A 24557-nucleotide genomic window follows, 5' to 3' on the forward strand; every position below is an offset into this window, starting at 1 on the left:
GTTGCACCCGGTTGCGTGACGCTTTTTTCCTGCGGGGGGAAGACCGATGGCTCGCCGCGCCGGCTGCGCAGAATCGTCAGATCCAGTGGCGCCGGTGAAGCCAGCTTTTGACGACCTGGGTGAGCGCGACGTAAGCGATGAGCGTCGCCGCCAGGATCGGCCAGTAAAGCGAAGGCAGGCGCACCAGACCGAGAGCGTGTGCCGCCGGGGAAACAGGCAGCCACATGGCGACGAGCATGATCGCACCCGTCGTCACCATCAGCGGTACGCTCGCGCGGCTTTGCAGGAACGGGATGCGGTTGGTGCGGATCACGTGGATCACCAGGGTCTGCGTGAGCAGCGACTCGACGAACCAGCCGGTCTGGAACAGCGGCGCGTGCGAGGGATCCTGGCAGCGGAACACGAAGAACATCACGAGGTACGTCGTGTAGTCGAAGATCGAGCTGCACGGGCCGATGAACAGGATGAAGCGCGTCAGCTCGCCCATCGACCACGGGCGCGGGCTGGCGATCTGCTCGGGATCGACGTCGTCGGTCGGAATCGGGATCTGCGAAAAATCGTAGAGAAGATTGTTCGTCAGGATCTGGATCGGCGCCATCGGCACGAACGGCAGCAGCGCACTGGCGCCGAGCACGCTGAACATGTTGCCGAAATTCGAGCTGGCGCCCATGCGCACGTACTTGAGAATGTTGGCGAACACCTTGCGACCTTCGAGCACGCCTTCGGCGAGCACGAGGAGGCTTTTTTCGAGCAGGATAATGTCGGCCGCTTCCTTTGCGACGTCGACCGCGGTGTCGACCGAGATGCCGACGTCGGCCACGCGAAGGGCCGGCGAGTCGTTGATCCCGTCGCCGAGAAAACCGACGACGTGCCCTGCCGACCTCAGGATCCGGATCACGCGCTGTTTGTCTCCAGGCGTCATGCGCGCGAACAGTGTCGTCGTGGTCGCTGCGCGCGCCAGCTCCTCGTCGCTCATCTTCGCAACCTGGGCGCCGAGGAGGACAGTCTCGGTCGCGATGCCCACGTCGTGGCAGATCTTGCGGCTGACGATGTCGTTGTCACCGGTGAGGATTTTTACCGCGACGCCGCGGCGTCCGAGCTCCGCAACTGCCTCGCGCGCGGACTCCTTCCGTGGATCGAGGAAGGCCACGTAGCCGGCCAGCACGAGCTGCGACTCGTCGTCCTTCGTATACGTCGGGCGCGGGTCGAAATCGCGGTACGCGATCGCAAGCACGCGAAAGCCTTCGGCGCTGAGCGCCTGGTGTTCTTCGCGCAGGTCCTCGACGAGGACTTCGTCGAGAACGTCGATCTCGCCGCCGAGCTCGAAGCGCGTGCAGCGCTGGAAGACTTCCTCCGGCGCGCCCTTGCAGATCAGGCGGTGACGGCCTTCGGGCGTCTCGACGATCACCGACATCAGGCGCCTGGCGAAATCGAACGGAAGCTCGTCGACCTTGCGCCACTGCGGCACGCAGGCTTCGTGATGGACTTCGCGATGGTCGAGGATCGCGCGGTCGAGCACGTTTCTCAGCCCGGTCTGGAAATGGCTGTTGAGATAGGCGAGCGTCAGTACCTGGTCGTTTTCCACGCGTGCGACGTCGCAGTGGCGCTCGAGAACGACGCGGTCCTGCGTCAGCGTGCCTGTCTTGTCGGTACAAAGGACGTCCATCGCGCCGAGGTTCTGGATCGAGTTCAGGCGCTTGACGATCACTTTCTTGCCGCACATCGCCAGTGCGCCGCGCGACAGGCACACCGATACGATCATCGGCAGCATCTCGGGAGTGAGCCCCACGGCGACGGCTACCGCGAAAAAGAACGCTTCCTTCCAGTCATGCTTCGTGAGCCCGTTGATCACGAACACGAGCGGCACCATCACGACGATGAAGCGGATCATCAGCCACGTGAACCTGGAGACTCCCTCGTCGAACGCCGTCGGGACCGGCTCGCCTTCGAGCGTGCTCGCGATGCTTCCGAGATAGGTTCGTGGCCCGGTCTCGACGACGACCGCAGTGGCCGTTCCGCTCTCGACCGCGGTGCCGAGAAAGCACAGGTTGGCCAGCTCCAGGACGTTTTCTCCGGCGCCGTCGGCGGCGGCGGCGAACTTCTCGACCGGCAGCGATTCCCCGGTAAGACTGGCCTGGGTGACGAAGAGGTCGCGACTTTCGAGGATGCGGATATCGGCCGGAATCATGTCGCCGGCCGCCAGGTGAACGACGTCGCCCGGCACGACCAGCGAAAGCGGCTCCTCGACCTCTTTGCCCGCGCGCACGAGGTTGGCGGTGACTCGAATCATCGCGCGAAGCTTTTCGGCCGCCGAATCTGCCCGCGATTCCTGGGTGAAACGAAGACCGACACCGAGCACGATCATGACGAGCATCACGACAGCCGCACGCACGTCACCAGTCGCGACCGAGACGCCGGCCAGCACGCTGAGCAGCAGCACGACCGGGTTCAGCAAGGCGCGCAGGAACAGGCGAAGGCGGCCGTGGCGCTGGTCGGAAGCGACGACGTTGGCGCCGCAGCGTTCGAGCCGGCGCGCGGCTTCGTCCGTGGACAAGCCGTCATTGCTCGTCTGCAGCCGCGCAAGCACCGCCGCCGGCTCGACCTTCGCCATCTCGAGCAGGAGGGGCGAAGCGTGGACAGTCGTCTCGCCGCTGTGGAGAAAGTGACGATGGTCGCGGGGGAGGATCGACCCGGCTGCACTCACAGCGGGGATTGTCCCATGCGCGAACGCAGGAAAACAGGAACGCTCGGCGCAGTACCGCTGTTGCAGGCGCCGGCCGCCTTCGCCGGCAGTGCGCCGGCGGGCGCCCGCGCGGCTTCAGCCGGAGCGTTTCATGCCGGCCGCAGCAGGAACCACAGCCCGAGAATCCCGATCGCCAGCGCGACGACGCCGCGAAATCGCTCGCGCGACATCCCGAGCAGGACGTGCTCGCCGGCCAGGGTACCTGCGAGCACACCGGCCGTGAGCACCGCACACAGGGCCGCGAGTGCCGGCAGCCTGGTCGCTTCGCGATAGAGGTAGACCGGCGTGCGAACGAGATCGATCATCACGCCGACCACCGTGGACGTCGCGACGAACGCGGCAGGCTCGAGGGAGAGGGCCGTCAGCGCCGCAGCTCGCAGTCCTCCCTGATTCCCGATCAGGCCTCCGAAAAAACCGGAGAGGCCGCCGAGAATCCACACGACGGCAGTGCCCGGCGTGGCTGCTTCGGTCCATCCGCTGATCGCCGCGGTGGCGGTAAGCAGCAGCAGCGCACCGAGGATGCGGCCGAGCGGTGCAGGGGCAAGGTGCGCGAACACGAGCGCACCGGCCAGGCCGCCGGCGGCACTGAGCACGCCGAAGCTGCGCAGGACGTCGACGCTGACGCTGCCGCGAAGGCGCCACCCGCGCAGCAGTCCAGCGGCAAGATGAGGCAGGGCCACGGCAGCGACCGCGAGGTCGAGGTCCATCCGCGTCGCGAGCAGCGGTGTAAGGAGGCTTCCGATGCCGAATCCGACGACGGAGGCAGTGGCTCCGGCAAACACGGAGACGAGCGCTGCGGCCGCCAGGAACCAGCCAGGCATGGAACGGGAGTTTGCAGCAGCGGGACCGGTAAACAAGCCGAGGCACCGAGGGCCGCAACAGCGTGGGGGACCCCGCCGGATGCGCTAGACTGCACCCGGTGACGGCCGTGTCGGGTACTTCGAAAGAGCGACTCCTCCCCTTGGTGGTCTTCGTCACCGCGCTAGCAGTGTACGTGCGCACGCTCCATCCGACCATTGCCGGCGGTGACTCCGGCGAGTTGTCGTTCGTTGCCTGCCGTCTGCAGATCCCCCATCCACCCGGCTACCCGCTCTACACGATGCTCGCACACGTGTTCACGTGGATTGCCTGGGGTGACATCGGCTGGCGGGTCAATCTTTTATCGGCGGTCTGCGATGCGGGAGCTGCGGCGCTGCTTTGTCGCGCCGTCCTCGGCGTCACGCGCGACGCGCTTGCGGCGCTCGTGGCATCTTTGCTGTTCGCGTTCTCGCCTCTGGTGTGGACCTACGCCACCGAAGCCGAGGTTTTTGCGCTCCACAACCTGTTCGTCGCGCTTCTGCTGGTGCTGGCCGACCGATGGAATCGCGATCATGACGACAGGACCGCGCTTGCCGTCGCCTTCGTTACCGGCCTTGGCCTGGCCAACCACCACACGCTCGTCCTGTTCGCGGCGCCGCTGCTTGCATGGATGCTCGCGAGCGGCGGCCGCAGGCTCGTTCGTCCGGCGATGCTTGCACGGATGGCCGGCTGCGTCGCCGCGGGCTTGCTGCCGTATGCGTACCTGCCGCTGGCCGCGCGCGGTGCGACGACGCTTTCGTGGGGTGATCCTTCGAGCGTGCAGGGTTTTTTCGACGTGTTGCTGAGGCGCGATTACGGGACTTTCGGCCTCGGCGGCTCCGGCGCAGTGACGCTCGGCTCTTTCGTGCAGCACCTGGCGTCGCTGGCCGGGTCGTTCGCGCGCGGGTCCTTGTTCCTGGGTGTCCTCTATGCGGGTGCGGCCGTCGCGCTGTCTGCACGCGCCGGCGACGGCGAAGCGGTACGCACGCGCCGCTACGTCGTGCTGCTCGTTTGCGCAATCGCCTGCTGCGCCGTGACTTTCGCAGCGCTGGCCAATCTTTCCCTCGACGACCCGCTTCTTCTCCAGGTCACGTCCCGCTTCTGGCAGCAGCCCGAGCTTTTCGCATTTGCATTGACCGGCATCGGCCTCGCCCTCGTGCGCCGCCGCCTCGAGCGCGACGGATACTCGCCGCGCTGGACCGGCTCCTTTGCCGCACTGGCCGCGTTGCTCGTACCGATCCAGCTCGCGTCGAATTTCGCCGGCCACGATGAAAGCGACAATCGCTACGTCGCCGACTACGGCAAGGCGATTCTCGCGGCGCTGCCGCCGAACGCGCTGCTGCTCACGTTCGGCGACGTGATCAGCAACTCCGTTCGCTACGAGCAGGCGTGCGAGAGCTACCGCCCCGACGTCGTCGTGCTCGACCAGGAGATGATGACCAAGAGCTGGTACATCGAGCGCGCACGCATCGAGCATCCCGATCTCGCATTTCCGGGACGTGCGTATTTTCCCGGTATTCCCGGCGATTTCGACATGAAGACATTCGTCGAGCGCAACCTTGCCGCGAGGTCGGTGCATGTCTACCCGGGAATCAAGCGCGGCGACGTGGCGTGGAGCGAACAATACTCCCTGGTTCCGGACGGAGTCAGCCTTCACGTCCTCCCTCGCACCGGGATCGGCGATGCGGCCACCGTGGCTGGCGTCGCGTCGCCGCAGGCTCTCGCGGCGATTCGATCGATGCGGCTGCCCGAGCCTCGGCGCTATCCGCCCGGCACCTGGGAATTCGTGGTGCTCAGCGACTGCCGCGATCTTTTCGGTGACCGCGGCAAATGGCTTCTCGATCTCGCGCTCGAGCGCGAAAAGGACCGCGACTTGTTTGCCGCGGCCTGCGACGCGCTTCGCGAAGCTGCAGCGCAGTGGCAAGGCGAGCCTCCGTGGTACCTGCTCAAGAACTACGGGCTGGCGGCGTCGCGGCTCGCGCAGTGGCAGCCGGACGCACGTCGTGAGGCCGCCGCGGCGTGGCGAATCTACCTGGAGCAGGCCCCGGCCAACGAGAAGGACCGCGCTGCGATCACCGCGGCGCTCGCCGACCTCGACCGCTGAGCCGGGACGGCGCCAAGGTGGCGCCGGCTCGCCGGCAAGCTCCGCCGATCGCGCAGCGCGGCGGCTGCAGTGTCGCGATTGCCTACGAAAGATCCTCCGGCTACGCAGCGACGTCGCCCCGTTCGGGCGGCGAGGTGGGACACATGGCCGATGCGCTGACTCTCGACAGCATCGACATCATCAGCGACCAGACCTACGCCGACAACGGCTATCCGCACGACGCGTGGAAGCTGCTTCGACGCGAGGCGCCGGTCTTCTGGTACGAAAGGCCGGGGATCCTGCCGTTCTGGGCCGTCACCAGGCTCGACGATATCGTGCGGATCTCCAAGAACCCCGAGATCTTCCAGAATGCTCCGCGCCTGGCCGTCTTTCCCGAATTCGACCGGCCCGACGACGAAGACTATCCCGCGCGCCACTTGCTGAACATGGATCCGCCCGAGCATGCGAAGTATCGCCGCGTCGTCAGCAGCCATTTCACGCCGCGCGCCGTCGAGCGCATGAAGCGGGGCGTCGACGACATCACCCACGAGCTGCTCGACGAGATCATGGACGGAGGACGCGAGACCGAGGGCGATTTCGTGCGCCTGTTCTCGGCGCGCCTTCCGCTGGCAGTGCTCGCCGACCTCCTCGGCGTCCCGCGTGCCGACTGGGAGCTGATGTTCCGCTGGACCAACGAAGTGATCGGCGCGACCGACCCCGACTACCAGGTGGCCGGCGAGACTGCCGAGCAGACGGCCGAGCGAGCGCGCCTGCAGCTCTTCCAATATTATGCCGGGCTGGTCGACGACCGGCGCAGGAACCCGCGCCAGGACATCATTACCGTGCTGGCCACGGGCAAGGTCGACGACGAGGAAATCCCGCCGTTCGAGCTGCTGAGCTACCTTTTCCTGCTCGTGGTCGCCGGTAACGAGACGACGCGCAACGCGACCACCGGCGGCCTGCTCGCCCTGCTGCAGAATCCGTCGGAGCTGGAGAAGCTGCAGGGAAATCCAGCGCTGATCGACCGGGCGGTCGAAGAGATCGTTCGCTGGACCTCGCCGGTGATCCAGTTCTGCCGTACGCCGAAGTGCGACGTCGAGGTGCGCGGCAAGACGATCCGCGCCGGCGAGAACATGACGCTGTTCTACCCGTCGGGAAACCGCGACGAAGAGGTTTTCGAGGATCCGTTCCGCTTCCGCGTCGATCGCGACCCCAACCCGCACGTCGGTTTCGGGATGGGCGAGCACGTCTGCCTCGGCGCCAACCTTGCGCGCCTGGAGCTGCGCTCGGCGTTCCGGACGTTGATCCCGCGACTGGCACAGGTGGAATTGATCGGTCCCGTCGAGCGCCTGAGATCGAGCTTCGTCGGCGGCATCAAGAGAATGCCCATTCGTTACCGGCTTCGCGCGGCGGCCTGATCCGCACCGATTCTGCTGCGTGGCGCCGCGCCGGCGCGCGCATGGCAGGATTGCGTAAGCTACCTCGCACCGCCCGCGGACACTGGCAAAACATTGCCCGAACTGCGCTAATGACGACGCGGCAGCCGGCGCCGCAGCGGGGCCTGCATGTTCCAGAGACGACACGACCTTCTTCTCCTCGTCTACCTCGTACTCCTGATCATCGTCTACCCGTTGCTCGACCAGGGTACCCTCAACCGGTCGGTCTTCGCGATGATCCTCGGGATGGCGCTTCTGCTCGCGATGCTCAGCGTGTCCGTGAAAGAAGGGCCGACGCTGCCGATGTCCATTCTCTTCGGCGTGGCATTCGTGCTTCGCGTGATCGACTATGCCGAAGCGACGCCGATCCTGCAGGCCCTTCAGTGGGGCGCACTGACGCTCTTTTTCGGCTTCGCAGTCCGCGCGATGTTCGTGCATCTTTTCGAAGCGAAAACGATTTCGGACGGACACCTGTATGCATCCGCCAGCGGCTACCTGTTCCTGGCGCTGCTGTGGTTCGCGATGTACCAGGTCATCGAGACCCTGAGGCCGGGCTCGTTCGTGACCGGCGGTGCCCCGGCCGGCGATCACCCGAGCGTCCTGCTCTATTTCAGCATCGTCACGCTGACCACGGTCGGGTACGGCGACATCGTTCCGGTGTGGGGCCTGGCCAGGATGCTCGCGGCAGTCGAGGCGATGATCGGCGTCCTCTATATTGCGATCACCGTGGCGCTGCTCGTGGGCAGGCATCACGAGAGGCCGCAGTAAGCCCCGATCACGGCCTCGCGCCGGGCTTGCGGCCGGCCGCCGCTACGCGCCTGGCGCTGCGACTGCAATCAGCCGTGCGGCACAGGGAGTTCCAGCGGGCGCCGGACGGGCATCCTTCGGTCCGCGCAGTCGCGCCTGCGTCGCGCCTTCGAAGCGGTTGTGAGGCGAGGCCTGGCCGAGCGCGCTTTCGACTTTCTCGTCCAGCTGGCCTTGCGCAAGCGTCCCTCGCTCGCGCGCGCGGACGCCGCCGTTTCGATCGATCAGCACCGTAACCGGCACTGCCGCACCGAGATGAAGCCGCTGCATGTCATCGTTGGTCGCGCCGATCCAGACCTGCACTCCCTCGGGCATGGAACCTGCGACGCGTTCGACGGCCGCCCGTGCGCTCTTGTCGTCGAGGGAAGCCGCGACGACGACCAGGCCCCGCTCGTGATAGCGCCGCGCGAGATCGGCCAGCACGGGCAGCTCCGCGACGCAGGGCTGGCACCAGGTCGCCCAGAAGTTCAGCAGCACGACCTTGCCGCGCAGCGAAGCGAGCGAGGCGCGGCGGCCCGAAAGATCCTCGAGCACGAGCGGCCCGAAATTGCCTGCGCCGTCGTCGTCGCTCGTCATCGTCTGCAATGGCGACGCAGCGGCGGCCGGCGGGAAGAAAGCGGTACCTGCCAGCAAAAGTACAAAAAAAAGCGGCCCGGCGGCCGTACGAATGTTTCCCGTCACATCGATACCCTTGCCCACGCGCGCCGCCGCCAACTCTGCGCGAACAGCGTAACGCCGATCATTCTGGTCAGCGACTGGGCCAGCCAGATTGCAACCAGGCCGAAGCCGAGCCGTACGCCGAGCAGCCAGGCTACCGGCAGGAACAGACCCCACTGCGTCAGCACCGATACCACGAGCACGGTACGCGAGCTTCCTGCCCCGAGGTGGGAGTTCATCAGCACGGCCGACACACAATCGAGGGGAGCGCAGAGCGCGACGATGCGCAACGGCCAGACCGCCAGCTCCCGCGTCGCCGGATCGTGCAGGAACGGCATCAGCAGCAGGTCCGGGGCAACGAGCGCGGGAATCGAAAGGACCGCGACGAATCCTGCGGCAAAACGCGAGACGCGCCAACCCCACGCGTACGCATCGGCAACGGACCCTTCGCCGAGAGCCTGTCCGACCAGCGTGGCCGCCGCCAGTCCGAACCCGATGGCCGGAAGGATCGCGACGAGGGTCAAATTGATCAGCACGTTGCCCGCAGCCACCGATGCGGTGCCGACGTGCGCGAGAATCGCGAACAACGCGAGCATTCCGGACGCGAACAGCAGTTGCTGGAGCCCGGCGGGAACCGAGATCGCCAGCATCGTGCGCATGGTCGCGCGTGACGGAAGTCCCTGGAGAAAACCCTCGCCGCGCCCGTGGTACCACGCCAGTGCGAAATACAGCGCCGTTCCCACCCACACCGAGATCGCATTGCTGAGCCCCGCGCCACGCGCACCAAGAGCCGGAGCGCCGAGATGGCCGAAGATGAACACCCAGTTCAGCGCGATGCCGACCAGGTGCATCGAGACCAGCGTCGCCATGTACAGCCGCGACATGTTCATCGCGTTCCAGTAGCCGCGAAACGAGAAGTTCATCCCGACGGCCGTCATTCCGAGGAGACGGTACTGGAGGTAGGCCGTTCCCGTCTCGGCAACGGCAGGCTCGGGAGCCAGCGCCGCGAGGATCTTCGGCGTGGCCGCAAGCAGGGCCACGGTGGCCGGCAGGCAGATGGCGACAACCAGAAGCAGCCCGCCGTTGAGCGGTTTGGCGATCTCGCCGCTTCGCGAGGCGCCCCTCCAGCGCGCGCACATCGCCTGCACTCCCGACGACATCCCCATCATGAACGAGACCGCCATGAAGTTGACGAAACTGCTCAGCCCGACAGCGGCCAGCGCCTTGTCGCCGAGCTGGCCGACCATCGCAGTGTCGACGAGGTTGACGACGTTCTGCGAGGCCATCGCGCCGATGATCGGATAGGCGAGCGCCGTGACGATGCGCCGCTGCTCGGCCGTCAGCCGGTACCTGGCGGCAGCGCCTGAACGGGGAAGAGCCGGCGCCGCCTCAAGCAGCGACATGCGCGGCCTCGACTTCGACCGCGCGCGACTCGGCGCCGATGTCGCGGAACAAGGCTGCGGCGTGCGCGGTCTCGCGCCGCCGCGCGCTCTCGTCGCCGCGCGCCGCTGCCAGTGCGGCCAGCTCGGCACGCACGTACGGCTCGTAGGCCCTCGCCTCCGTCCTTTCGACGATCGCGAGAGCATCCCCGAGCGCGCGTTCTGCCTCATCGAGGTCGTCGGCCTCGCCGCGCGCCACCAGCGCGCGACCGAGCAGCAGGCTCGCGCGGCACTCGTGCATGCGCGTGCGCCGCGTGCGCGCAACTTCGACCGCCTCTCGCCCGACGACGATCGCACGGTCGAACTCTCCCCAGCCGCGGTACGCGTCGGCCATGTTCGCGAGCACCAGAGCCTCGGCCTGCAGGAACGTACCGGTCTCTCTTGCGATCCCGAGAGCTTTTTCGAGGCAGCGCACGGAGTCTTCCCACTCGCCGCGCAGCAGGTGGGCGATGCCGAGCGAATCGTAAGCGCCGGCACGCATCGCGGGGCTCGCGATTCGTTCTGCGAAATCGATCTGGGAGCGCGCGTGCTGCCACGCGGTCACCGCATCGCCGGTGAACCACGCGTGCGTGACGCCGAAGCCACGGATCGCGTTGCTGCCCCCGACATCGCCGGCCTCGACGCCGAGCTGCAGGCAGCGGTCGATGATGCGGCCCGATTCCGAAAGACGCCCGAGGTAAGTCAGCACCAGCCCGCTGAACGCGCTCATGAAGAGCCAGTCGCCGATGGAGACTTCCGCGCGCGGCGACTCATCGCCCATCACCTCGATCACTTCGCGCGTCAGCTTGAGCGCCGTCCTCAGCTTTCCCGCCAGCAGGCATGCGTAGGCGCGGCGGCTGGCGAGCTGGGTGCGCAGGCGAAAATCGGTGGTCTCGCCGAGCAGCGAGACGGCCTCGTCGTACAGCGCCAGCGCCCTGTCGATCTCTCCGATGAAGACGTACCAGCCGCCGTACGCGCCGGTCAGGCGTGCTCGCGTCTCGTTGCTGTCGCTGTGGGCGGTCTGGGTCTTGCCCCACTCGTAGATGCGATTGGCTTCCTCGGCGCCGAGACCGAGGCGCCAGCACAGGCTCAGCATTCCCTCGGTGGTCGCCAGCGCCAGATCGGTCGTCTCGGCCGAAGGCTCGAGATGATCGAACAGCTCCATGACCTTCGCCCAGTGCACGCGCGATTCGCGAAGCTCGGCCGAGCTGGCTCTTTCGGCAGCGCGACGATACGCCTGCGTCGCCTCGCGCCACTCGCCCGCCGACTCCCAGTGATGCGCAAGAAGCGCCGAATTTTCGTCGCGCCTTTCGGGCTCGAGCTCGATCAGCGTGCGCGCGATCGTCAGGTGCAGCGCGCGGCGCTTGTCGGTGAGCTGGGTGCGGTACGCGACCTCCTGCGTGAGCGGGTGCTGGAATGCGTAACGCACCGCCGGGTAGACCTCGCGCTCGTAGAGGAAGCCGAGCTCGCACAACGCGTCCAGCGCCGCGCGCAGCTCGTCCTTGTCGCCCTGGACGATGCGCTCGAGCACGGCCAGCGAGAACCTTTTGCCGATCACGGCAGCGCTCTGCAGCACCTCCTTCTGCCGTTCGGGCAGGTGGTCGATGCGCGCAGCCAGCACCGAGTGCACCGTCGGCGGCAGGATGATGTCCTCGACGGGACGCACGAGCCTGTAATCCCCGCGCTTGCCCTCGAGGCTCCCCGCCTCGACGAGCGCGTGCACCAGCTCCTCGACGAAGAACGGATTGCCGGCCGTCGTCTGCTGAATATTGGCCGCCAGCGGCTCGACCGACGCGTCTCTGCCGAGCAGGTCGCGCAGGATCTCGCCGACTTCCGCCGGCCCGAGAGGCTCGAGCGCGATCTGCTCGAAGCACCGCTCCCGGGCCCACGGCGGCTGGAACTCCGGCCGGTAGTTCATCAAGATCATCTCGCAGCTCTCGGGCAGCACCGAGATCATGTCGCCGAAGAACGCGAGGCTGGCTCCGTCGATCCAGTGCATGTCTTCGACGAGGACGACTGCCGCGTCCTTGTTGCTGCCGGTCTCCAGCGTGCGCCGCAACGCCGCGTACAGCATGCGGCGGCGCGGCTCGGGATCCATCGGCGGCACCGGCCGCTCCGGATCGGGCACGCCGAGGAAATCGAAGATCAGCGGCAGGCTCGAGCGCATGTTCTCGTCGAGCAGCAGCATCCGGCCGGCAATCTTCTCGCGCGCTGCCTTCGGCGCGTCGTTCTCCTCGATGCCGAAATACGCGTTGAGCACTTCGATCACCGGGTGGAACGGGATCATCGCGCCGTGCGGCACGCAGTGGCCGGTCAGCACGGGCACACCGGCGCGCGTGACCTTCTCGACGAACTCGTAGCACAGCCGGCTCTTGCCTGCGCCCGGCTCGGCGACGACGCCGACGACGCGCGCATTGCCCGCGCGGGTGCTCTCGATGGCGGCCTCCAGCCGCTTCATCTCGTCGGCGCGGCCGACGAAGCGCGACAGTCCGCGCGAGCGCGAGACATCCAGCCGCGTGCGGTGGCGCCCGACTCCCTGCAGCTCGAACACGCGCATCGGCTCGCTGACGCCCTTGACCTTGAAAGGCCCGAGGTCGCGGATCACGAAGTAATCGCCGACCAGCGCGGCAGTGTGCTCGGAAAGGTAGCACTTGTCGGGCGCCGCGAGCTGCTCCATGCGCGAGGCCAGCCCGACCGTGTGTCCCTGCGCGGTCCAGTCCATGCGCAGGTCTTCGCCGATGCGCCCGATGACGACTTCGCCCGAGTTGATGCCGAGACGAACCGAGAAGTTGAGGCCTTCCTCGCGGCGCAGCGTCTCGGAGTACTTCGCGAGGTCGTCGAGCAGCGCCAGCGCGGCGTAGCAAGCGCGCTGCGCGTGGTCTTCGTGCGCGATCGGCGCGCCGAACAGCGCCATGATGCCGTCGCCCGTGTAGACGTTGACGGTTCCTTCGAAACGGTGCACCCCGTTCGACAGGATCTCGAAGAACTCGTCCATGATCCGGTGCCAGGTCTCGGGGTCGACGGTCTCGGCCAGAGACATCGACTCCTTGACGTCGGCAAACAGCACGGTGACCTGCTTCCGCTCGCCTTCGACGACGTGCCGCGAGCGCAGGATCTTCTCGGCGAGGTGACGCGGCGTGTACGTGCTCGGGGTCGGAGAGGCCGCAGCGGCACCGACCGGCTTGCCGCAGTGGACGCAGAACTTGGCGCCCGCGGCCAGCGCGGTGCCGCAGCTCGCGCAGCGCAGCGTCAGCGCGGTCCCGCACTCCTGGCAGAACTTGGCTGCTTCAGGGTTGTCGAACTGGCACTGCGGACATCGCATCGCCTCGGTCTCCCCAGCCTCTCCGGGCGTTGCCCGGCAAGCCGCGTGCGGCGCGAGCCAGCGAGCGCGGCTCCGAAAGGCGGGGCATCATCGCGCCGTCTCGCACACAAGACAAAAGGCGCGCACTGCACGCCTTGGGGCGATGGTGGCGATGGTGTGGTGGCTGCCGCTCTCCGGCTCGCAACCGGCGGGAATCGCGGGGGCCTGACCTGTTAGGTTGCGGCGACTTCGCGCTGGGCCTCGTCCAGCCACTGCTGCATCGCCGGAACCTGCCAGATCGCGTCCATGTAGCGCCGGCCGACGTCGCCGGTCTCGACGCCGTACGTCGTGAATCGCGAAACGACCGGGGCGTACATCGCATCGGCGATCGAAAAGCGTCCGAACAGGAACGGCCCGCCGTGGCCGAACCGCGTGCGGCAGTCGGTCCAGATCTGCTGGACGCGTCGCACGTCGTCGCCGACGGCTTTCGAAACGCCGCCGAGCTTTACCCTGGCGGTGAGGTTCATCCACATCGTGTGGCGAAGATCGGAAAACCCGGAATGCATTTCCGCACTGACGGCGCGCGCAAGGGCACGCGCCGATCGATCGGCGGGCCACATCTGCCGGTCGGGGAACAACTCGCTCACGTACTCGGCGATCGCCAGCGAATCCCAGACCGTCAACTCGCAGTGCTGGAGCGCGGGCACGCGACCTGACGGAGACTTCGCGCGGATCGCGGCCTTGACGTGAGGCGGCTTGTCGTCCGGCACTTCCAGCTCGATGCGCAACGTCTCGAACGGCACTTCGAAATACCGCAGTAGCAGCCACGGGCGCAGCGACCACGACGACAGATTGTAGTTGCCGATCACGAGAACCAGGTCGCTCATGCCTCCTCCGCGGCGCTCAGGCACCGGCCGTACGTGCGGGCAGCGCTGCTCGAATACTGCAGACCGCGCTGATCCCGGGCGGGCGCCACGATGCCTGAGTCCGGCACTGTCGTGCCTGAGCCAAAAAAAAATGCACCCGCCGCCGCGCTGGCCGCGGCGGCGGGTGCCTCGTTCCCGGGCTGAATCAGCCCAGGGGAGCGGTCAGGTTCGCCTCAAGGCAGGAAGCCAACCGGAGTATACGAGAGATACGTCTCGCCGAGGTCGTCACCGGGGGCCGGCGTCGTCGAGAACAGCTTCCCCGGCCCGGGCCCGATGTCGGAAACGGCAACGTTCAGCCACTTGTCCAGGACCGTCCCGAAGTAGTCCCGGATGTCATGGCTCATCCTCAGGTCGTCGTCCAGGTCCGGATCCTGCAGCGAAGGATACTGGCCGTGAATCCCGCCGATGACCGACGAGCCGACGACGAACTGCGGCGCCGAGCGCCCGTGGTCGGTGCCCGCCGACGACTTGTCGCTCGAGTTCTGCTTGTTGGTGCGGCCGAACTCCGACAGCGTCAAGATCAGCACCTTGCTCGAAAGATCGCCGGTCAGGTAGCCGTCGCCTGCGTAGCCCGCAGGCAGCGTGACCGTCGACTGCATCTCGCGCCAGAACGCCGCGATCGCCTCCGAAACGTTGAACAGCAGGTTGGAGTGGTACAGGTCCTGTTCCTGGTTGCTGTGCGTGTCGAAGCCTCCCATCGCGACATGGAAGAAGCGGGCGCCGACGTTCGAGCGGATCACTGCCGCGACGTGCCGCAGGTCGTCGGTCAGGTAGTTCTGGGCGAACTGTCCGGTCGACGGGTTGAGCGGCGAAGCCCAGACCAGGTCGTTGTAGGACGCGTAGTTGCCGTCCGAATCGATCAGCAGCTTTTCGACCTTGCCGGTGGCCGAGCCGGGCTGGTAGTACTCGTGGAACGTGTCCACCGCCGCCACGCCGGTATTGCCGATGTTGACGAGCTCGGGGAACGCATTCGGATCGGACAGCGCGCTGTCGCCGTACATCGACGTGAACGTCGCCGAGCGCTGGGAGCTGTGGCTTCCGGCGGGGAAGCGCAGCTCGCTCAGTGAGTTGAACGCGAACAGGCTCGTGTTGGTCGGCGTGAACAGCGGATTGTAATCGTCTCCGATCATCACTGCCGGCACGTCGGTCGGCTGGAAGTTCATGAGGTTGAAGTACTTGCCCATCCACCCGAGCCCCGCCGTGCCGACAGGGTCGCCCGTGTAGTAGATGACTTCGCTGCGGAAGTGCGAGTAGTCGGTGAACGGGTAATGCACTCCGGGGACGATCGCCAGGTTGCCGTCGTTGTAAACGTCGTGCAGCGATTTCATTGCCGGATTGAGCGCGTAGTGATCCAGGTTCGAGTCGGCGCCGATGGCAAGGACGCCATCGCTCGTATCGAAGCCCGCGGTCGTCCAGTCCGACAGCGAATCACCGACCTTCGGCGCCCTCATTGTCGGCCGGTACTCCTCGTACTTGAGCCTCTGGTTGCCGTCGAGCGGATACACCATGTTCAGGCCGTCGTTGCCGCCGTAAAGCTCGAGGAACACGACGATCGCGTCCGAAGGCCCGGACGCATACGCGACGCCGGTGCCGGGCAGCCATTTCATCGCCGGGGCCGCGGCGGCACCCGCGGCGAGCGTTGCGGTGTTCTTGAGGAATTGCCTGCGTGTAAGAGCCATTGTCCTGCTCCTAGAAGATCTGCGACTCGGCCGCCTGCAGCACGAGCGCGATGGTTCCGCGCACGAGGATCCGCGCGTCGTCCTTCGACGCATCGCTCAGATCCAGCTGGGACTTGCTGCCGCCGTCGGTGATGAAATTGAGAAGCGCCGTGCGCTGCGCGCTCGTCAGCGCGACGCCGCCCTGGTACGTCGCCGGATCCGCATCATCGAGCCCGACGCGGCGGATGATGGCGTCGACGCAGGTGCCCGGATCGGTCGTGCTGCTGCCGACCGGCACGATCGTCGAGATGTCCAGGAACGTCTTGCCCGCGTCGGCCTCGGCCAGCAGCCGCGAGAAGTCGAGACGGCTGACCAGGGTACCGGTCGTGATCCAGCGCTTGCCGCCGGGCCAGCCGGCGACGTTGGGCGGCTCGAACAGCTCCATGCCCATGTCGGCGAGCATGTCGACGAGGTATTCCGAGTCGTTCAGCGTCTTGCCGTCGCTCTTGACGCCAAGGGCGCGGAACTGGCCGATCATGTAGTCCACCGGGTTGCGCACGGTACGCGTCTTGGCGGTGTCGCTGTAGAACTCCTCGCTGTTGAACATCGCACGGAGCACGGGAATCACTTCGAAGTCGCTGGCGACCAGCGTCGCCGCGAAACCGGCCAGAGTCGTCTTCAGTCCCGGCACCGGCGGCGGGTACGCGAAGTAGGTCCACAGCTTGACGCAAAGATGCATCGCCGCCTGGACGTTCCCGACGCTGTCGGTGCGCGAGAAAATCAGCTTGAGCACGTCGTCGGCGGTACCGGCCACGTCGGCGCCGATCTTGAAGTTGTTGTTCTGGACTCCGAAGATCGTGATCGGGTCCGGCATGTCGTCGCCGTTGTCGTCGAACTGGCCGCCGTCCCAGGCATAGCTCTGCCAGACGCCGACGTTCTTCTCGATGTTGACCCAACCCGTCAGCGCGCGCGCGAGCTGGTGCACGTCGCCCTCGGTGTAGTTGGGATAGGCCGGATCGTTGCTGCCGTCGTCCTTCAGCTGGGAAATGCCCAGCGTGAACAGCTCCATCACCTCGCGACCGAAGTTCTCGTTCGCGTTGACGTGAATACCGTCGTCGGTTGCATAGTTCGAGATGCCGTCGAGGTAATAGAGGTTGGCCGGATCGCGGTTGAAGTCGCGCACCAGCTCGCGGAAATTGCCGCCGGCATAGCGCCGGAACAGGCCGTTCTGCGTGGCCATGTACGATGCCTCAGGCTGCTTGATGAAGCCCGAGCAGAGGTGGCCGTGCCAGTACAGCGTCATCTTTTCGCGCAGGGCATCGCGCGGGCTGGTGGCCTTGAGCATCGTCTTCAGCCACCACTGCTTCTGCTTCAGCTTCGCCTTGTAGAAGTCGCGCCCGCCCGTGGGCGGTCTCTTGTTCGATCCGGTGAACGACAGGATGTCGTCCACCGCATCGCTGACCGAGCTGTGGCTTTGCAGGAAGGCCTGGATCTCCGCGTTCGTGCCGCCGAAGCAGGCACGGCGCAGGAGATGGGCCGCATTCTCGAAGTTCCAGACTGCCATCAGGTCTCCTCCCGTTCTTTTTTTCCCATTCGACGCGGGCGACGTGCCGCCCGCTATGCTGCCGCGGGCGGCGATCCGCCCGCTTCGTGTCCTACTGGTCGGTGCCCGGTACCCAGCCGGTCTCCGGTGCCTGTCCGTTGGTCATGTCGCCGATGATCCACAGCCGGATCATCTCGATCAGAGACGGATCCAGCGCAGGCTTGTCCTTGGGCATCTGCACGCCGTAGTCCGGCAGCAGGTTCCCGGTGATCTTGAGGTAGAGAAAACTCTTCGATGGATCGCCCGGCGTCACCCGGTGAAGCGACGAATCCATGGACGCGGAAGGATTGTCCGGCGTCACACCGACGAGGTTCGAATATGCCGAGCCCGGCAGCAGGATGAGATTGCCCGTGTGGCTGTTGGAGTCGTGGCAGCCGGCCACTGCGCAGGTCTGTGCGAAAACCTGCTGGCTGATGCGGTCGAAGGTGCCGGTGTAAAGGTCGGTCGGAAGATAGACGCCGTCTCCCTCGGGACGGCACGTGAACTTGACGGTGTCGACGTCGGTGACGGGTCCGGACGCGGTCGCACCATCGGTCGTGATGCGCAGCACCTTGCGATTCAGCTTCATTACGTTGGAGCTGTCGGGGCCGCGCAGCTTGACGGTGATCGAGCTGGTCAGGGTGCAGCGGTCGGGCGCCATCGTCGGCAGGTTGAGTGCGGCCGTGCGCGACTGCAGCGCCTGGAAATCGGTGTCGAAGCGGCGGTCGATGCCGTTGTCGACCGCGTGGTCGACGACGACCGAATACGCGGTGTCGCTCGTGCAGCTGTCGAAGGACGTCGAGTTGGCGCAAAGGCGAAGCGGGAACTCGCAGCGCCCGTTGCGAAGGCCGTCGGCGTCGCAGGTCGAATCGCCGTCGACGCAGTCGACCGATTTCGGGATCTTCGGCGCCGCCGGCTTGTTGGCACCGTCGACGTCGAGCGCGAGCACGCAATCGCCGGACGGGCTTCCTCCGCCTCCGATCAGCGTCGCGCGTGCGGCTGTGGCCGTCGCCAGCGCGAGGAGCGAGGCGACAGCGAGCGTGATGCAGGAACGGTGCATCGGTCCCCCGAAGACAGGCAACTCAGGATTTTCGTCGCGGCCCTGACAGGCCGCCGCCCCCGGAAATCCTGCTGCGATCTTGGAAGCACGGTGCCGGGGCGTCAAGGTGGTTTTGCGACGAATCCTCGTGCAGTGTTGCACGAATCGCGCGCGCGCCGCGCGCTGTGCACGCGTTAAGCCGTAACCGAATGCCCGACTCTCCCCCATTGCTGACGCGAGCGGCGCAGCAAGCACCGGCGTCGACAAGCGCTGGCGCTGCTCGGGAGCTTCGCGCTGCGGCGCGCGACTGCCTCGAAGAACGCGATCTCGACGTCAAGGTGTCGCGAACGGCGCAGGTGTTCGCCGCATGGCGGCGAGGGGAGATCGCGTTGGATGTCGATGCTTCGCTCGCCGAAGCCACGCATCCTCCCCAACCGGGTCTGCCTCACGGACTGGTTCTCGCCGACCCCGCGCGCGTGCCGCGGCGCGGCTTCGGATCGACGGCCCGGCGCGCGGCGTTCGTGCACGCCATCGCACACATCGAATGGAATGCGATCAATCTTGCGTGGGACGCGGTGTGGCGCTTCGCGTCGATGCCGCGCGAATTCTACGACGACTGGGCACGGGTCGCGGCGGAGGAAGCGACGCACTTTTCGATGCTGCGCGAGCGGCTTCGCGATCTCGGCAGCGATTACGGCCGCATGAGCGCCCACGCGGGACTCTGGCAGACGGCCGAAGCGACGACGAGCGACGTACTCGATCGCATGGCACTGGTCCCACGCGTTCTCGAGGCGCGCGGCCTCGACGTCACGCCGGGCCTGATCCTCAAATTGAAAGAACACGGCGACGACGCGACCGCCGCCATCCTCGAGGTCGTGCTGCGCGACGAGGTCGGCCACGTGCGCACCGGGTCGCGCTGGTTCCACGAGCTGTGCCGGGAGCGCGGGCTGGCTCCGGCTCCGGCCTTTTGCGCGGCAATCTCCCGCCATTTTCGCGGCCGGCCGCAGCCCGCCGGCGACCCCGGGGCGGTCGCCTTGAGGCGTGAGGCGGGTTTTACCGACGAGGAGCTCGAAGCCGTCGCCGCCCTGGCCGGAAATTGGCCTGGCGTTCAGCCCGCTGTTCGCCAGGATGAGCCCGCTGCTCGCCGGGAGGAGCCCTGGCGGCCGCCGGGGGGAGGCGCAGGCCCAGACGGAGAATGAGGCCGAAGCGAAGCAAGCAAAGAACTGGTAGTCGCCCGACGGCCGGTCTACCATGCCGCCGGGGATTGGCGGCTGGTACTGGCATCCAGGGCAGCTCGCGCCGGCGGCGCGACGACCCCGGCCCCGCAGCTCCCCGGTAACGACGAATGATGGCCTCCGCTCCAGCCCGAGGAGCCCAGTCCCAGGGCCTGTTCATCCGCATCCTGCTGGCTACCGGCCTGCTCGCCCTGATCCTCGTCTCGTACCTGTCGGCGTGGACGGGAGGCGGCTTCTACCTCGTCGGCGCGATGGTCGGCCTGATCGGCCTCGTCGTGCTGTTGCGCAAACCCGTCGTCGGCGTCTTCATCCTGATGACGACGTTCCTGTTCACGTATCCGGAGGCGCTGCGCGGCGCCGGCAACATCACGATCAACAACATGCTCGGGCTGCTGCTCGTGCCGCTGATGCTGTTCGAGATGATCCGCGACGGCCGCTGGTGGCCGCTCAAGTTCAAGCCGTTCTTCCTGTTCCTCGTGATCGCGATGTCGCTGATCATCTCGAGCAACACGTACACCGGACAGACCGGCGCTTCCGAGCTGATCGAACAGAAGTCCGAGGTCAAGGTCGAGACGAGCAACCGCGCTCAGGGCCCCGCGCTCGTGTCGACGCGCGACATGGCGACCAAGTACATCACGCGCCTGATCTTCCTGCTGCTGTTCGTCTACTTCATGCGCACCAACCGTGACCTGACCGGGGTCGTGCTGATCCTGGTCGTCGCGATGCTGGTCACCTACTTCAGCGTCAGCCTCGGGGCTGGTGCGGCCGGCTGGGGAACCGGCCGGCTGCGAACCATGTCCGACGCCGGCGGCGCGGTCTACGCGGGACGCAATCCGAACAAGCTGTCGTACTTCGCGCTGCTCGTGCTGACGCTGATGTGGTACGGCCGGCGCGCCATCAAGTGGCCGATCCTCTATCCGCTCTGGGCAGCGCTGTGCTCCCTCACGTTCGTCATGATCCCGCTGACGGGTTCCCGCTCCGGAATGCTGAACCTGCTGCTGTTCGTGCTGATCGTTCTGCTCGAGGACAAGTTCAGCTACCGCAAGATCGTCGGCCTGGCGGGGATCGTTTTCGCGGTAGTCGTGCAGCTCGGCTACCAGACGAGCATCCTCGACCTCGTGCTGCCGGCCGAGACCGCCGAACGGCTCGAAAAGCTGCAGGTGCGCTCCGAAGTCGTCGAGGACGAAGGCGTGGCGGCCACCGGCTCTCTCGGCGGCCGCTTCCGCACGGCGCAATCGGCGCTGATGATTTTCCAGGAGCATCCTGCGTTCGGAGTCGGGATCGGAAATTTCGACGAGGAGCGCGCCGCGGTCGACCCGTTCGGCGTCGTCGGCCCTCCGCACGACTCGTACCTGTGGGCGCTCGCCGAGGGCGGACTCACGGTATTTTTTCTCTACCTGACGCTGTTCGCGTACACGTTCCTGCGCATCAACGAGATCCGCTGGGAATACGAAGCGCGCTTCGGGCCGATGAAGCTCGGCTGGCTGGTGGCCGGCATGCGCACGGTGCTGATCGGCTTCATGTTCTTCTCGCTGTTCGCCGACATGTGGTACCACGACTTCTTCTTCATCCTGATTGGCATCTCGCTGTCGCTGATCCACCTGCACGAGGAGTACGCGACCACCGGAAAGATTCCGGAGCCGTTCCGTCTCGGCGGTCTCGGCAAACAGGAAGACATGGCTTCGCGCCGCCCGGTGCTTCTCGGCATGGCGCGCACCGGCGCCTGAGGCCGCGGCTGGCTGTTGGGGACAGTCCTCCCCGCATTCCTGTCATGGAGACAATCCCCGACAGGATTCGCGGGCGATCAGGACGCCGAGACGTCCTCGCCGCCGTCGACGGCGATGACGGAGCCCGAAACCCACGAAGCCTGCGGCTCGAGAAGCAGCGAAACCAGCCCGGCGACGTCGTCGGGACGGGTAAGGCGCCCGCCGGGATTGAGGCGCGTCGCCAGCTCCATCATGTGATCGTGCCCGGGAATCTTGCGCAGCGCAGGCGTGTCGGTGACTCCGGCGCGCAGCGCATTGACGGTGATCCCGCGCGGACCGAGCTCGACCGCGAGCTGGCGCACCAGCGCTTCGAGCGCCGCCTTGGCTGCCGAGACCATCCCGTACGACGGCATCGCGCGGGCCGAGCCTGCCGATGTCATTGCGAAGATGCGCGTTCCGCGGCCGGCAAGGCCGCGGAACACCGCCTCCTGGGTCCATGGCACCAGCGAGCCGGCCATCACGTCCAGAGTCATCGCGAGCTGTGCCGCCGTCGCCGACGCTTTTGCGTTCTCGCCGACCAGCGGCACGAGCGCGCCGAAGGCCAGCGAGTGAAACAGCACGCGAAGACATCCGGGCTCGCAGCGCGCCGCCAGCGCATCCATCACTTCGCGGATCTTGTCGGGATCGGCTGCGTTCGAATTGAAGAACAGGGTCTCGACTCCCGATGCCTCGCAGGCCTCGCGGGTCGCGACGGCCGACGCGATCGTCGAGCGCCGGTCCAGGTGCACGCCGCAGACGTGGATGCCTCGCGAGGCCATCGCCCGGCTCGTTGCTGCTCCGAAGCCGCTGCTGGCCCCCAGCACCAGCGCCCACTGTTTCGTCCCTGCGTTCATGGCTGCGGCCGCCTTGGCTACCCCTCGGCAGTCCCTCGAACGGAAACGACGGTAGAGGGGGAAGTCCCGGGCCGCAAACCCTCGACGTTGCTGGAGCCTTTCCCGGTTGGACGTACTCGGCCGGTTTGCTATAGCCCCCCGGTATCAGCGACGCCGCCTCCGGCGCCCGCACTCCCCCGCTACGAAGGAGAGGAACCATGACCGATCTCAGCAAGACGCCTCAAGAGGAGCTCCGGGAAAAGGCCTGGCAGGCCGCCACCCGGCTCGTCGTCGGGCTCACACTCCTTGGAGCGGGCTACACTGCCGCCTACCTCCAGTACAAGGACGCCGTCGAGCTGCGCGTGACCGTCAAGCAGAAGCAGGACCGCATCGTCGACCTCGAGAACGAGCGCGAGACGATGAGCACCAAGCTCGCCAAGATCCAGCGCGACAAGGAAGTCTGCGAGAAGGCCGCCAAGGCCAGCGCACCCGCTGCGGCGCCCGCAGCTGCTGCGCCGGCCGCCGCTCCTGCCACGGAGTAAGTGGACCCAAGGCACGGTTCGAAACGGAGGGGCCGGGCTTCCTGCAAGCCCGGCCCCTCTCGTTTGTCAGGGCTTGCCGCCGATCGTCCTCTTCCAGTCCAGGACCTTGGCTTTGGCCGCCGCCGCCTCGGCATCCGCGATGCGGCCCGCCCTCTGGTAGAACATCGAAAGATTCGTGTACGCGAGCACGTCATCGGGCGTCAGCTCGACGATGCGCGTCCCGCACGCAATGGCGTCGTCGAACTGTCCTCGGGCCAGGTGGACCATCGCCTTTCCGAGCAGCGCATCGACGTAGTCGGGGTCGATCGCGAGGCAGCGCTCGAAACGATCGAGCGCCTCGGCGTGGCGTCCTTCGCCGTGCAGGTCGCTGCCTTCGAAGAACAGGTCCTCGATGTCGGGGGCGTCGGCGGGATCGCTCACGGTGCGAGGTTACCCGGGCCTCTTGCTGGAGCAATGCACGCGCAGGCGGGGCATCGCCGCCGCTACCGGCTCCGCTGCATCCGTCGCAGGGAAATACCGTGACGGCAATCGAGACGGCCGAGCGATTCATCGACGAATCGATTGCATCCGGTGTGGTTGCCGATGGGCCCGATACTCGCGATGACGCGCAGTTTGGCGCCGTTGCGCTCGAAGTGTTCGAGTACCAGTACGAGCGCATCCCTCTCTACCGGCGCCTGTGCGAGCTGCGCAGCGTAGATCCCGCCTGCGTCCGGCACTGGCACGAAATTCCAGCGGCGCCGGCCGACTTGTTCAAGGAAGACCTCGGGGTCGCCGAAGACGCGGGTTCCGTCGTTTTCGCGAGCAGCGGCACTACTGCCGGACCGGGGCGAAGGAGCCACCGCGCGCTCGGCCCGCGCAGCTACGATCTGTACCGGCGATCGTCGCTGGCAATGTTCCGGGCAATGGTGCTGCCAGACAATCCGGGGGTGATGTCGGTGCTCGTGCTCGGACCGACGGCGGCCACCCACCCCCAGTCCTCGCTCGGGCACATGTACAGCTTCGTCGCCGACGCCGTCGCCGCGCGCGACGGGGACCGGTGCAGCGTTGCGTGCATGCTTGGCGCGGACGGAAACCTCGATCTGGACGCGACGGTTTCGTCGTTGGAGCAGGCCGCCGCCGCAACGAGGCCCGTTCTGCTGCTCGCGCTTCGCTCCACGATGACCGCGGTGTTCGAAACTCTGCGTGCACGCGGGCTTGCGCTGCGGCTTCCCGCCGACAGCCGCCTCGTCGAGACTGGCGGCAGCAAGGGGGCCCGCACGCTGTCGCGAGGCGGGCTGCTGCACGCCGCCTGGCGATTCCTGCACATTCCGACCTATCTCTGCACCGGGGAGTACGGCATGACTGAGCTCGTCTCGCAGTTCTACGACGATGCGCTGCGCAGCCGCTGGTCCGGACGCCTCGGCCCCCGTGCCAAGACCGGTCCTCGCTGGACCCGCACCGTCGTCGTCGATCCGGTGACGCTGGAGCCGCTGCCGCGAGGCGAGCGCGGCCTCCTGCGGCACGTCGATCTCGCCAGTTGCGACGCCGTCACGGCGGTGCAGACCCTCGACGTCGGGGTCGAGACTGCCACGGGATTCGAGGTGCTCGGCAGGGCGGAAGGAAGCGAAACGCGCGGCTGCAGCCAGCTGATGTCCGTGTTATCGGATTGAGCCGGATTGGGAATGCAATGAATGTCATGGGGTCTGACCCCATGACCGGGATGTAATGGGGTCTGACCC

The 24557-nt window shown here is 66.7% G+C and carries 18 protein-coding genes; 7 read left to right on the plus strand and 11 right to left on the minus strand.

The features are described 5' to 3' along the window. Window positions 1-76: 76 nt before the first annotated feature. Together mgtA and VGK20_07490 are read right to left on the minus strand one after the other, a co-directional pair. Window positions 77-2704, minus strand: a complete 2628-nt coding sequence (gene mgtA, locus VGK20_07485) for a magnesium-translocating P-type ATPase (GenBank protein ID HEY2773878.1) — start codon at window positions 2702-2704, stop codon at window positions 77-79. 128 nt (window positions 2705-2832) lie between these two features. Then, a complete protein-coding gene (locus tag VGK20_07490) occupies window positions 2833-3564 on the minus strand; it encodes a sulfite exporter TauE/SafE family protein (GenBank protein HEY2773879.1) in 732 nt (243 codons plus the stop codon). Between the two features lie 173 nt (window positions 3565-3737). Between VGK20_07490 and VGK20_07495 the strand changes: the two genes are divergently transcribed. From VGK20_07495 to VGK20_07505, 3 genes are all read left to right on the plus strand, one after another. Next, window positions 3738-5684 carry a DUF2723 domain-containing protein gene (locus VGK20_07495; protein ID HEY2773880.1) on the plus strand — a complete coding sequence of 649 codons (1947 nt, stop codon included), beginning with the start codon at window positions 3738-3740 and terminating at the stop codon, window positions 5682-5684. 143 nt (window positions 5685-5827) lie between these two features. Further along, the gene (locus VGK20_07500; GenBank protein ID HEY2773881.1) at window positions 5828-7081 is read left to right on the plus strand and encodes a cytochrome P450; all 1254 of its coding nucleotides are present in this window, start codon (window positions 5828-5830) and stop codon (window positions 7079-7081) included. A gap of 147 nt (window positions 7082-7228) precedes the next feature. After that, window positions 7229-7867, plus strand: coding sequence for an ion channel (locus tag VGK20_07505; GenBank protein ID HEY2773882.1), 639 nt, complete (start codon window positions 7229-7231; stop codon window positions 7865-7867). A gap of 42 nt (window positions 7868-7909) precedes the next feature. Here VGK20_07505 and VGK20_07510 read toward each other — a convergent pair whose 3' ends face one another. The 7 genes from VGK20_07510 to VGK20_07540 form a co-directional block, all read right to left on the minus strand. Next, window positions 7910-8479: a TlpA disulfide reductase family protein gene (locus VGK20_07510; protein ID HEY2773883.1), complete on the minus strand. Its 570-nt coding sequence runs from the start codon at window positions 8477-8479 to the stop codon at window positions 7910-7912. Between the two features lie 101 nt (window positions 8480-8580). After that, entirely contained in the window at window positions 8581-9963 is a 1383-nt protein-coding gene (locus VGK20_07515; protein ID HEY2773884.1) for an MATE family efflux transporter, read from the minus strand. Then, complete coding sequence (locus VGK20_07520) at window positions 9950-13300, minus strand: adenylate/guanylate cyclase domain-containing protein (GenBank protein ID HEY2773885.1); 3351 nt, start codon at window positions 13298-13300, stop codon at window positions 9950-9952. The genes VGK20_07515 and VGK20_07520 overlap by 14 nt, the downstream gene beginning before the upstream one ends. A 212-nt stretch (window positions 13301-13512) precedes the next feature. Beyond that, window positions 13513-14166 carry a glutathione S-transferase family protein gene (locus tag VGK20_07525; GenBank protein HEY2773886.1) on the minus strand — a complete coding sequence of 218 codons (654 nt, stop codon included), beginning with the start codon at window positions 14164-14166 and terminating at the stop codon, window positions 13513-13515. A gap of 212 nt (window positions 14167-14378) precedes the next feature. Beyond that, window positions 14379-15884 carry a DUF1501 domain-containing protein gene (locus VGK20_07530; GenBank protein ID HEY2773887.1) on the minus strand — a complete coding sequence of 502 codons (1506 nt, stop codon included), beginning with the start codon at window positions 15882-15884 and terminating at the stop codon, window positions 14379-14381. Between the two features lie 10 nt (window positions 15885-15894). Continuing rightward, window positions 15895-17427: a DUF1800 family protein gene (locus VGK20_07535; GenBank protein ID HEY2773888.1), complete on the minus strand. Its 1533-nt coding sequence runs from the start codon at window positions 17425-17427 to the stop codon at window positions 15895-15897. 91 nt (window positions 17428-17518) lie between these two features. Next, on the minus strand, window positions 17519-18505 hold the full coding sequence (locus VGK20_07540) for a hypothetical protein (protein ID HEY2773889.1): 987 nt from the start codon (window positions 18503-18505) through the stop codon (window positions 17519-17521). 188 nt (window positions 18506-18693) lie between these two features. On the opposite strand from VGK20_07540, the gene VGK20_07545 reads away from it, so the two are divergent. Both VGK20_07545 and VGK20_07550 read left to right on the plus strand, forming a co-directional pair. After that, entirely contained in the window at window positions 18694-19683 is a 990-nt protein-coding gene (locus VGK20_07545; GenBank protein ID HEY2773890.1) for a ferritin-like domain-containing protein, read from the plus strand. Window positions 19684-19832: 149 nt separating this feature from the next. Then, a complete protein-coding gene (locus tag VGK20_07550) occupies window positions 19833-21446 on the plus strand; it encodes an O-antigen ligase family protein (protein HEY2773891.1) in 1614 nt (537 codons plus the stop codon). 77 nt (window positions 21447-21523) lie between these two features. Here VGK20_07550 and VGK20_07555 read toward each other — a convergent pair whose 3' ends face one another. After that, window positions 21524-22318 (minus strand): SDR family oxidoreductase, encoded by a 795-nt coding sequence (locus tag VGK20_07555; GenBank protein ID HEY2773892.1) that lies wholly within the window; start codon window positions 22316-22318, stop codon window positions 21524-21526. A 197-nt stretch (window positions 22319-22515) separates the two neighbouring features. On the opposite strand from VGK20_07555, the gene VGK20_07560 reads away from it, so the two are divergent. Next, the gene (locus tag VGK20_07560) at window positions 22516-22839 is read left to right on the plus strand and encodes a hypothetical protein (GenBank protein HEY2773893.1); all 324 of its coding nucleotides are present in this window, start codon (window positions 22516-22518) and stop codon (window positions 22837-22839) included. Window positions 22840-22905: 66 nt separating this feature from the next. On the opposite strand, the gene VGK20_07565 is transcribed toward VGK20_07560, so the two are convergent. Then, a complete protein-coding gene (locus tag VGK20_07565) occupies window positions 22906-23259 on the minus strand; it encodes a tetratricopeptide repeat protein (protein ID HEY2773894.1) in 354 nt (117 codons plus the stop codon). Between the two features lie 98 nt (window positions 23260-23357). Between VGK20_07565 and VGK20_07570 the strand changes: the two genes are divergently transcribed. Further along, window positions 23358-24488, plus strand: a complete 1131-nt coding sequence (locus VGK20_07570; GenBank protein ID HEY2773895.1) for a hypothetical protein — start codon at window positions 23358-23360, stop codon at window positions 24486-24488. Window positions 24489-24557 lie beyond the last annotated feature (69 nt).

This window comes from Candidatus Binatia bacterium (assembly GCA_036493895.1).
Lineage (GTDB): Bacteria > Desulfobacterota > Binatia > UBA1149 > CAITLU01 > DATNBU01.